1 protein-coding gene is annotated in these 1198 nt (G+C 48.3%); it reads right to left on the bottom strand.

What is annotated here, in order from left to right; genetic code table 11:
- Nucleotides 1-14 precede the first annotated feature (14 nt).
- On the bottom strand, nt 15-1198 hold a 1184-nt coding region (tuf, locus tag PSE69_RS19795; protein ID WP_053111003.1), incomplete at its 5' end, for an elongation factor Tu.

A 1198-nucleotide genomic window follows, 5' to 3' on the forward strand; every position in this document is an offset into this window, starting at 1 on the left:
ACAGTGGGTTGTTATTATGCAATGATTTTTGCAACAACACCCGCACCTACTGTACGGCCACCTTCACGGATTGCGAAACGCAAACCATCGTCCATCGCGATTGGGTGAATCAGAGTTACTTTCATGTTCACGTTGTCGCCTGGCATTACCATCTCTACGCCTTCTGGCAGTTCGATAGTACCTGTTACGTCAGTTGTACGGAAGTAGAACTGTGGACGGTAACCTTTGAAGAATGGCGTGTGACGACCACCTTCATCTTTGCTCAGAATATAAACTTCTGATTCGAAAGTTGTGTGTGGCTTGATTGAACCTGGTTTCGCCAGAACTTGACCACGTTCGATTTCTTCACGCTTAGTACCACGCAGCAGAACACCTACGTTCTCACCCGCACGGCCTTCGTCCAGCAGTTTACGGAACATTTCAACGCCAGTACAAGTGGTTTTCGCAGTCTCTTTGATACCTACGATTTCAACTTCTTCACCAACTTTGATGATACCACGCTCAACACGGCCTGTGACTACTGTACCACGACCTGAGATTGAGAATACGTCTTCGATTGGCAGCAGGAATGGCTTGTCAATTGCACGCTCTGGTTCTGGGATGTAGCTGTCCAGTGCTTCTGCTAGTTCAACGATTTTCGCTTCCCACTCTGGGTTGCCTTCCAACGCTTTCAGCGCTGAACCACGGATAACTGGAGTGTCATCACCTGGGAAATCGTATTGAGACAGAAGTTCACGAACTTCCATTTCAACCAGTTCCAGCAGCTCTTCGTCGTCTACCATGTCACATTTGTTCAGGAACACGATGATGTAAGGAACGCCAACCTGACGACCTAACAGGATGTGCTCACGAGTTTGTGGCATTGGGCCATCTGTTGCCGCAACAACTAGGATTGCACCGTCCATCTGAGCAGCACCCGTGATCATGTTTTTAACATAGTCGGCGTGTCCTGGGCAGTCTACGTGTGCGTAGTGGCGAGTTGGTGTATCGTACTCTACGTGAGAAGTAGAGATGGTGATACCACGCGCTTTTTCTTCTGGTGCGTTATCGATTTGATCGAATGCACGAGCGCTACCGCCGTAAGTTTTTGCCAGAACAGTAGTGATTGCTGCTGTCAGGGTAGTTTTACCGTGGTCAACGTGGCCGATTGTACCAACGTTAACGTGCGGTTTTGAACGTTCAAATTTTTCTTTAGACA

The organism is Providencia sp. PROV122, from assembly GCF_028482365.1.
GTDB classification, from domain to species: Bacteria; Pseudomonadota; Gammaproteobacteria; order Enterobacterales; family Enterobacteriaceae; genus Providencia; species Providencia stuartii.